This window comes from Arenimonas malthae CC-JY-1, from assembly GCF_000747075.1.
Classification (GTDB): domain Bacteria; phylum Pseudomonadota; class Gammaproteobacteria; order Xanthomonadales; family Xanthomonadaceae; genus Arenimonas; species Arenimonas malthae.
Genome location: NZ_AVCH01000035.1, coordinates 1 through 8,445 on the forward strand (window position 1 = coordinate 1; position 8,445 = coordinate 8,445).

The 8,445-nt window shown below is 73.2% G+C and carries 10 protein-coding genes; 5 read left to right on the forward strand and 5 right to left on the reverse strand.

The window, feature by feature from the left end:
• The 4 genes from N790_RS02850 to N790_RS02865 all read left to right on the forward strand — a co-directional run.
• The coding region (locus N790_RS02850; RefSeq protein ID WP_084062565.1) for a hypothetical protein at window positions 1-439 on the forward strand (439 nt) is incomplete at its 5' end.
• A 16-nt stretch (window positions 440-455) separates the two neighbouring features.
• A complete protein-coding gene (locus tag N790_RS02855; protein WP_043800464.1) occupies window positions 456-782 on the forward strand; it encodes a YbaB/EbfC family nucleoid-associated protein in 327 nt (108 codons plus the stop codon).
• Window positions 783-789: 7 nt separating this feature from the next.
• The gene (gene recR, locus N790_RS02860) at window positions 790-1,392 is read left to right on the forward strand and encodes a recombination mediator RecR (protein ID WP_043800466.1); all 603 of its coding nucleotides are present in this window, start codon (window positions 790-792) and stop codon (window positions 1,390-1,392) included.
• An 11-nt stretch (window positions 1,393-1,403) separates the two neighbouring features.
• On the forward strand, window positions 1,404-1,745 hold the full coding sequence (locus N790_RS02865; RefSeq protein ID WP_043800469.1) for a histidine triad nucleotide-binding protein: 342 nt from the start codon (window positions 1,404-1,406) through the stop codon (window positions 1,743-1,745).
• A gap of 7 nt (window positions 1,746-1,752) precedes the next feature.
• On the opposite strand, the gene N790_RS02870 is transcribed toward N790_RS02865, so the two are convergent.
• The 4 genes from N790_RS02870 to N790_RS02885 all read right to left on the reverse strand — a co-directional run bounded on the left by N790_RS02870 (window position 1,753) and on the right by N790_RS02885 (window position 6,109).
• Entirely contained in the window at window positions 1,753-2,223 is a 471-nt protein-coding gene (locus tag N790_RS02870; protein WP_052385642.1) for a Slp family lipoprotein, read from the reverse strand.
• A gap of 5 nt (window positions 2,224-2,228) precedes the next feature.
• Window positions 2,229-4,190, reverse strand: a complete 1,962-nt coding sequence (locus N790_RS02875; RefSeq protein ID WP_052385641.1) for a transglutaminase TgpA family protein — start codon at window positions 4,188-4,190, stop codon at window positions 2,229-2,231.
• A complete protein-coding gene (locus N790_RS02880; RefSeq protein ID WP_052385643.1) occupies window positions 4,183-5,094 on the reverse strand; it encodes a DUF58 domain-containing protein in 912 nt (303 codons plus the stop codon). Before N790_RS02880 ends, N790_RS02875 begins: the two co-directional genes overlap by 8 nt.
• Before the next feature lie 61 nt (window positions 5,095-5,155).
• Window positions 5,156-6,109, reverse strand: a complete 954-nt coding sequence (locus N790_RS02885; RefSeq protein ID WP_043800471.1) for an AAA family ATPase — start codon at window positions 6,107-6,109, stop codon at window positions 5,156-5,158.
• A gap of 71 nt (window positions 6,110-6,180) precedes the next feature.
• Here N790_RS02885 and N790_RS02890 point away from each other — a divergent pair, with 71 nt between their 5' ends.
• Window positions 6,181-7,995: an ArnT family glycosyltransferase gene (locus N790_RS02890; protein WP_043800473.1), complete on the forward strand. Its 1,815-nt coding sequence runs from the start codon at window positions 6,181-6,183 to the stop codon at window positions 7,993-7,995.
• On the opposite strand, the gene N790_RS02895 is transcribed toward N790_RS02890, so the two are convergent.
• The coding region (locus N790_RS02895) for a Maf family protein (RefSeq protein WP_043800475.1) at window positions 7,996-8,445 on the reverse strand (450 nt) is incomplete at its 5' end.

Genomic DNA, 8,445 nt, shown 5'->3' on the forward strand with positions numbered 1-8,445 from the left:
GCCGTCGCCCGCCGCCGCGCCGCGTCCGGCCGTCGCCTCCGGCGTGCTCGCCAGTGCCGAAGACTGGCTGGCCCTGGTCGCCAACGCCGGCCTGCGCGGGCCGGTGCGCGAACTGGCCGCCCACTGCGCCTTCTGCGGTTACGCCGACGGCCTGCTGGCGCTGTCGCTGCCCGACAGCTTCGACCACCTGCGCAGCGAGGCGCTGGTGCGCCAGCTGGCCAGCGCGCTCGCCGGCCCGCTCGGCGCCGCGCCGCAGATCCGCTTCGAATCGGCCAAGGCGTCCGGTTCCGAAACCCTGCACGCGCGCACCGAACGCCAGCGCGGCGAGCGCCAGGCCGGCGCCGAGGCCGATTTCCTCTCCGACCCGGTGGTGAGCCAGCTGGTCAGCCAGGGCGCCACCGTCGTCCCCGATTCCATCCGTCCGCTCGACGACCACTGACACGAAGGAAAACACCATGCGAGGCAACATCGCCCAACTCATGCAGCAGGCCCAGCGCATGCAGGACAACCTCAAGAAGGCCCAGGAAGAGCTGGCCAACGTCGAGGTGCAGGGCCAGTCCGGCGGCGGCATGGTCAAGGTCACCCTGACCGGCAAGATGGAGTGCCGCAGCGTGCGCATCGACCCCTCGGTGCTGGCCGACCAGGAAATGCTCGAGGACCTGGTCGCGGCCGCCTTCAACGACGCCGTGAACAAGGCCAACGAGGAAAGCCAGAAGCGCATGTCCGCCGCCACCGCCGGCATGCCGATCCCGCCGGGCATGAAGATCCCCGGCCTGTTCTGAGCCTTCCGTGAGCGCCTCGCCGCTGCTGTCCCAGCTGATCGAGGCCCTGCGCTGCCTGCCCGGCGTCGGCCAGAAGTCGGCGCAGCGCATGGCCTACCACCTGCTCGAACGCGACCGCGAGGGCGGCCTGCGCCTGGCCGCGGCCCTGGCGGAGGCGGTGGAGAAAGTGGGCCACTGCGAAAGCTGCCGCGACTTCAGCGAAACGCCGCTGTGCCCGCTGTGCGCCAGCGCCTCCCGCGACCGTGCCCAGCTTTGCGCCATCGAGACGCCGGCCGACCGGCTGGCCATCGAGACGGCCACGGGCTACCGCGGGCTGTATTTCGTGCTGCAGGGGCGGCTGTCGCCGCTCGACGGCATCGGGCCGCGCGAGCTGGGCCTGGACAAGCTGGCGGCGCGCCTGGCCGGCGGCGAGGTGCGCGAGCTGATCATCGCCACCAACCCCACCGTCGAAGGCGAGGCCACCGCGCATTACCTGGCGCAGCTGGCGCGGCAGGCCGGCGTCACGCCCAGCCGCCTGGCGCATGGCGTGCCGCTGGGCGGCGAACTGGAATACGTCGACCGCGGCACGCTGGCGCATGCCTTCGGTTCCCGCACTGAAATTCCTTCCTGACGAGGCGCCCGATGTCCACCCTGTTCGCCAAGATCATCGCCCGCGAGATCCCCGCCGACATCGTCTACGAAGACGAGCACGTGCTGGCCTTCCGCGACATCAACCCGCAGGCGCCGGTGCACGTGCTGTTCATCCCCAAGCGCCCGGTGGCCACGCTCAACGAGCTGCAGCCCGGCGACGAAGCGCTGGTGGGCCGCCTGGCCCTGGCCGCGGCGGCCTATGCGAAGCGCGAGGGCTTCGCCGACAGCGGCTACCGCGTGGTGATGAACTGCAACGCCGACGGCGGCCAGACCGTGTTCCACATCCACCTGCACCTGCTGGCCGGGCGGGCCATGCACTGGCCGCCCGGCTGAGGGCGGTTCACCACCACCAGGCGGGGTAGCGCTCGACCACCACGTCCACGTCCTTGCGCTCGGGCCAGAGGTAGATCACCTCGGCCGCGACGCTCGGGTAGCGGTAGTCGTAGTCGCCGACCTTGCGGTCCTCGAAGCCGGTGACGGTGCCGGTGATGGTGATCTCGCGGCCCGGCTGGAACACTTCCGGGTCGTAGAAACCGCCGCGGCAGGCGATGAAGCGGCCTTCGCTCTGGTCGCGCTCCTGCGGCCGGCCGTCGGGGCCGAGTCGCACGCCGACGATCTCGAAGCAGCTCTGCGACGCCAGCGGATCCACCCGCACGATGCGGCCACCCCAGCGCACCATGTCGCCGGTGGCGCCGGAGCGGGCGACGTCGGCCGGCTGCAGCGGCGCGTACGTGCCCTGCAGCGGTTTCGGGGTGGTGACGCAGCCGGCCAGCAGCAGCGCGGCGAACACGGGCAGGGCGCGGGACGACAGGCGGTTCATGGCGACTCTCCGTTGGGTCGGTGCGATTTTACGGGACGGAAGGCGCGCAGGTCGGCGATAAGCCGCGCGCGCGCCTCCGCCGGCAACTGCCCTCGAGCGTAGCGATGGGCGGCATAACGCCGGCTGAGTGATTCCAGCGTTTCCGCCTGCCCGGGCAACGCCGCGGACAGGCGTGCGGCATAGGCCAGCGGCGGCTCGGAAGGCGGCTTTTCGAAGCCGGCCCGGCGCATCCGCCGGGTGAAGCCCAGCCAGGCCGCCACCACCGGGTCGCGGCTGCCCGGCTGGCCGCGCATCAGGTACCAGAGCGTCAGCGCCATCACGCCGCCGGCACCCAGCGCGAAGGCCAGGCCGAGCTGGCCGGCGCTGGCCTGGTCGATGCCCAGGGGGCGGAACAGGCGCGCCTGCCGTTCGGCGTCGAACGTCAGCACCATCTCGTTCCAGCTGCGCCGGGCCCAATCGGCGAAGTCGCGCACCGGGGTGAAGGTTTCCGGCAGCAGGGCCTCGCTGCGGGCGCGGTCTTCGACGGTGTCGAGGATGCGCACCGGCGCCACCGCCGCCGTCGGGTCCACCCGGGTCCAGCCGCGGCCTTCGAGCCACACCTCGTTCCAGGCATGCGCGTCCATGCGGCGCACCGACCAGTAGTCGCCATAGGGATTGCGGTAGCCGCCGGCGTAACCCAGCACCACCCGGGTGGGGATGCCGGCGGCGCGCATCAGCACCGCGAAAGCCGAGCTGTAGTGCTGGCAGAAGCCCACCTGGGTCTCGAACAGGAAATCGTCCACCGCGTTGAGCCCGGTCGGCGGCACCGTGAGGCTGTAGCTGAAGTCCTCGCCGATCCAGGCCAGGGCACGGCGCACCACGGCCACGTCGTCGCCGCCGCTCTCGGCGCTCCACTGGCGGCCCAGCGCGACGGTGCGCGGGTTGAGCCCGGGAGGCAGTTGCAGGGCGAGCCGCCGTGCTTCCGGCGCCAGTTCGGCTTCCAGCGTGGCGTCGATGGCGGAGCGGCCGGTGTACTTGATCATCCGGCTCACCGGGGCGTCGGCCACCACGCTGGCGTCGCTGGCGAGGCGGCCGCCGCCGGGCGCTTCCAGCGGCGTGTCGAGCACGACCAGGTAGCGGCGGTCGGTGGGCTCCAGCGCCACTTCGTAGCGCAGCTCCGCCGAACGGGCGCGCGGCACCGGCGCGGCGCGGGAGTAGGCACCCATGTCCCGGGTCCAGGTCTGGCCGTCGAAGTCCCACAGCACCTGCGCGCGCCAGTACAGGTCCTGCCGGCGCGGCGCCGGGCCCTCGAAGCGCACGCGCAGCGCGGGGGTGTCGTCGGCGAACAGTTCCACCCATTCGTCCGGCGTCATGCGGTCGTTGAGGCCGCTGCGGCCCAGCACGTTTTCCGGCATGCCCCACAGCGGCGTCGCCAGCCGCGGGAACAGCCAGAACCCGGCCAGCGCCAGCGGCAGCGCCACCGCGATGGCCAGGCCGACCTGGGTGAAACGCGGGCGGTCGAGCTTCGGCGCGGCGGCGCCCGGGCGCTGTTCGGCCAGCATGGCCAGCGCCACCAGCAGCATGGCCACGGCGAGCACGGTGAGCGCCATCGTCAGCGGGCCCTGGTCCTGCAGGAAGGCCGCGAAGGGTGCGAACAGGGAGAAGCCCAGCAGGCTGCGCGCATCGCGCGCGCCGTGGGTTTCGCCGGGCTTGATCGCCAGCAGCGCGGCCAGCAGGGCGGTGCCGGTGTCCCGGCCGAGGTTGAAGCCAAAGGTCAGCAGCAGGTAGCCGGCGACCAGCAGCACCAGCAGCAGGCGCAGCGCCGCGGGCCAGCGCCGCTCGAACAAGTAGCCGGTGGCCGCCATCGCCGCCAGGGCCAGGGCCAGCCCGGGCGGCAGCTGCAGCAGCAGCGGCAGCAGGCAGGCCGCGGCGGCGGCCATGCACCAGCGGCGCAGCGGGGTGGGCAGCGGCTCAGCCATGCGGCATCAGCGCCAGTGCGCGCAGGCAGGCGTGGCGGTGTTCCGGCCCGCGCCCGGGGCCGAGCACGGCGTTGGGCAGGCGCAGGCGGTAGCGGTGGCCGAGGCGGTCGGCGTCGATCACCCAGCGCGTGAGGCGGCGGATGCGCGCCTCGTGGGCGAGGGCGCCCAGGCTTTCCCAGTCCAGCTCGAGCTCGCGCGGCGCGCTCGCTTCGTATTCGCGCACCAGCAGGCGTTCGGAGCGCGCAGACGGTTTCCAGGCGATCTGCTTGCGCGAGTCGCCGGGCCGGTATTCGCGCAGGTGGTGCGGCTGTTCGCCCTGGGCGCGGGTTCGGCGCGAGGTGCTGTCGCCGCCCTGGTCGGGCAGCGGCACCGATTCCGCTTCAGGCGCGGGATACACGAGCAGCCGCGCCCGTGGCAGCAGCCAGCTCCAGGCGCGGGCGAGGCCCAGCGGCCGCACGGTGGAAATGCGCAGCCGGCCGGGGTCGAGCCAGCCACGCTGGTGGGTGGCCAGGCGCAGCACCACTTCGCCGCGCTCGCCGGGCGCGAGGTCGAGGAAACCTTCCTCTTCGCCGGCGCGCAGCTCGAGGCCGGGGCGGGCGCGCTGCCCGGTGGCTTCGAAGGCCACCCGCACCGCCATGGGCTGACCGGCGTGCACGGGCTCGGCGTGCAGCGCCACCAGGCGCAGTCCCGAAAGCGCGAGGTGGGCCTGCACCAGGCTGTTGTGCGCCACCGCGATGACCACGAAGGCCAGCAGCAGCGCCGGGTTGTTGTTGTAGTTCAGGCCGCCGATGACCATGGTGCCCAGCATCAGGGCAAGGAACAGCCCGAAGCCGGTGGGCAGCACGTAGATGCGCCGGCGGTCGATGTGCACCGGCAGGGTTTCGACCGCGCGCGGCCGCACCATGGGCAGCTTCGACAGCTGCTCGATGCCGCGTTCGACCAGGCCGGGCGCGCGCGCCACCGGATCAGTCCACGGCCACCGCGCGCAGGATGCGGCCGGCCAAGGCGTCGCGGCCATCGGCCTCCGATTCGGGCACCAGGCGGTGCGCCGCGACGGCGGCGAACAGCGCCTGCACGTCTTCGGGCAGCGCATGCGTGCGGCCCTCGAGCAGGGCCAGCGCGCGCGCGCCGCGCAGCAGGCCCAGGCCGGCGCGCGGCGACAGGCCCACCTGCACGCCCGGGTGGCGGCGGCTTTCCTGCAGCAGCGCCTGCACGTAGGCCACCAGGGCCTCGCTGGCGTGCACGCGGCCCACGGCCTCGCGCAGCGCCAGCACGTCCTGGCTGCTCAGCCGCGGCAGGCTGCCGGCAATGAGGTCGCGGCGGTCGGCGCCGGCCAGCATTTCGCGTTCGGCGCCGGCGTCGGGGTAGCCCAGGTGCAGGCGCAGCAGGAAGCGGTCCATCTGCGAATCGGGCAGCGGGAAGGTGCCGGCCAGGTCCACCGGGTTCTGGGTGGCCACCACGAAGAAGGGCTGAGGCAGCGTGTGGGTGACGCCGTCCACGGTCACCTGGTGCTCGGCCATGGCTTCCAGCAGCGCGCTCTGGGTGCGCGGCGGCGCGCGGTTGATTTCGTCGGCCAGCAGCAGCTGCGTGAACACCGGGCCGGGGTGGAAGCGGAACTCGCGCGCGGTCTGGTCGAAGATGGAGACGCCGATGATGTCCGAGGGCAGCAGGTCGGAGGTGAACTGCATGCGCTGGAAGTCGAGGCCCAGGCTGGCGGCCATGGCGCGCGCCAGCGTGGTCTTGCCCAGGCCCGGCAGGTCTTCGATCAGCAGGTGGCCGCCGGCGAGCAGGGTGGTGAAGGCCAGCCGCACCTCGTTGGGCTTGCCCAGCACCAGCTGGTTGACCTGGGCGACGGCGTCGCCGAGGGCCGCGCGCGTGCGCTCGGGTAGGATGTCGGCGTCTTTGGCCTGCGCGTGCATGCGAGCGTCCCGGCGTGATTTTCAGGAAGGATACCTTGGTCGATGCTGGCACGCGGGCGGGTTCGCCGCGCGTGAATTTCCTCGTGCTGTGGTCGCTGCTGCTGGCGGCGAAGCTGGCGCTGGCGGCGACGCTGCCGCTGTTCGGCGACGAGGCGTTCTACGCGCTCGAAAGCCGGCGGCTGGCCTGGGCCTATTCCGACCTGCCGGGGCTCACGGCCTGGCTCGCGCGCCTGGGCACGGAACTCGGCGGCCAGCACGCGCTGGCGCTGCGCCTGCCCTTCCTGCTGATGGGCGCGGCCTTGCCCTGGCTGGTGGTGCGCATCGCCGCGCGCTGGTTCGGCCAGGCCGCGGGCTGGCAGGCGGGCCTGCTGGCGCTGCTGCTGCCGCTGGGCGGCGCGATGGGCCAGCTGGCCTTGCCCGACGTGCCGATGCTGCTGGCGGCCCTGCTGTGCCTGGATGCCTTCGCGACGATGCTGCGGCGCTATTCGCACGGCGCGGCGCTGCAGCTGGCGTTCGGGCTGGCGCTGGGGGCGTTCGCGCATTACCGCTTCGCACTGGTGGTGCTGGCGGGCGCGGTCGGCCTGCTTTGCACGCCCGCCGGGCGCGCGCTGCTGCGCCGTCCCGGGCTGTGGCTGGCGCTGGCCGTGGGCGCGGCGGCGTGGTGGCCCACCCTGGCCTGGAACCTCGCCCATGCCGGCGCGGGCCTGGGCTTCCAGTTCGTCGACCGCCATCCGTGGCAGCCGCAGGCGCGCGGCCTGTGGTGGCCGCTGGTGCAGGCGCTGCTGGTGACGCCGCTGCTCATGCTCCTGCTGCTGCAGGCGCTGGGTGCGGCGTGGTTGCGCCGCCGCGACCGCAAGGTCCCGGCCTGGGGTTTCATGGCGGGGCTGGGCTTCGTGGCGGTGCCGGGTTTCTTCCTGCTGGGCTTTTTCGCCGACGCCGAGCGCGTCACCTTCCATTGGCCGCTGGCCGGCTGGCTGGCGCTGTGCGCGCTGGCGCCGCCCGTGCTGGCGCGTTGGCGGCCGTGGGCGCGACGCGCGCTGAATGCCAGCGCGTTCGTCGGGCTGCTCGCATTGTTCGGCTACCTCGCGCTGCTGGCACAGCCGGAGGGGCGCACCCTGCTGGCAGGCGGCCCCGCCTATGCCGACAATTTCAGTGGCTGGCACGAAGTGGCCGACGCGGTGCGCGACGACCTGGCGGCCCTGCCAGCGGGAACAACGCTGGTGGCCGACAACTTCATGCTCGGCGCGCAGCTGGTTTTCGGACTCGACCGGGGCGACGTGCGCGTGCTCGACCACCCGCTCAATGCCAAGCACGGGCGCGCCGTGCAGCTCGCCGACTGGGGCTTGCTGCTGGACGCGCCGCGCGAGGCCGGCGGCGGCCCGGTGCTGCTGGTCGTCGAAGACACGGCGCGCCCGCTGAAGCAGCGCCTGCAGGCCTACCGCGAACTCTGCGCCGGCAGTGGCGGCCTGCCGCCTCCCCGTGTCCTCAGCGTCGACCACGGCCGCAAGCGTTTCCTGCGATTCGTGCTGCCGGCGCCCGGCGAATGCGTGCTGCCTGCAATGGCCTGGGTGGATACGCCCTTGCCGGGCACCGGCGCGAGCGGGCAGGTGGACGTGGCCGGCTGGGCGTTCAAGCAGGGCGGCGCGTTCGCGCGGGTCGAAGTGACGCTCGATGGCGAGGTGGTCGCGGTGGCGGAACACGGACACGCCATGCCGCATGTCGCGCAGTACTGGGGCCTGCCGGCGGAGGCGGGCAACGGCTTCGGGTTCCGGGCCCGCGTCGATCTTTCGTCGCGCGCGCCCGGCCGGCGCTGGCTGGGGCTCGTGCTGCACGGCGCCGACGGCAGCGTCGAACGCTGGCCGGAGCAGGTGCTCGTGGTCGAGTGATCAGGGCAGGGCGTAACCCGCGCTGCGCAGCGCGCGGGCGAGCGCGATCAGCGGCAGGCCGACCAGTGCGGTCGGGTCGCGGTTGTCGATGGCTTCGAACAGCGTGATGCCCAGGCCTTCGCACTTGAAGCTGCCGGCGCAGTCGTAGGGCTGTTCGGCGTCGAGGTAGCGGTGGATTTCGTCGTCGCGCAGGGGGCGGAAATGCACCGTGGTCAGGTCGGTGCCGGCGTATGCGCGCCCCTGCGCCGCCGAAAACAGGCAAAAGGCCGTATGGAAGCGCACTTCGCGGCCGGAGGCGGCGCGCAGCTGGGCGAAGGCCGCCTCGCGGCCGCCGGGTTTGCCGAGCGGCTGGCCGCCGAGGTCGGCGACCTGGTCCGAACCGATCACCCAGGCGCCGGGGTGCCGCTCGGCGACGGCCCGGGCCTTGGCCTCGGCCAGCCGGGCGGCCAG

Bases quoted from the DNA above. Each gene is read 5' to 3' on its own strand.
- N790_RS02880 (WP_052385643.1), bottom strand. From the start codon at position 5,094: ATGGTGCGGCCGCGCGCGGTCGAAACCCTGCCGGTGCACATCGACCGC.
- N790_RS02875 (WP_052385641.1), bottom strand. From the start codon at position 4,190: ATGGCTGAGCCGCTGCCCACCCCGCTGCGCCGCTGGTGCATGGCCGCC.
- N790_RS02885 (WP_043800471.1), bottom strand. From the start codon at position 6,109: ATGCACGCGCAGGCCAAAGACGCCGACATCCTACCCGAGCGCACGCGC.
- N790_RS02865 (WP_043800469.1), top strand. From the start codon at position 1,404: ATGTCCACCCTGTTCGCCAAGATCATCGCCCGCGAGATCCCCGCCGAC.
- N790_RS02855 (WP_043800464.1), top strand. From the start codon at position 456: ATGCGAGGCAACATCGCCCAACTCATGCAGCAGGCCCAGCGCATGCAG.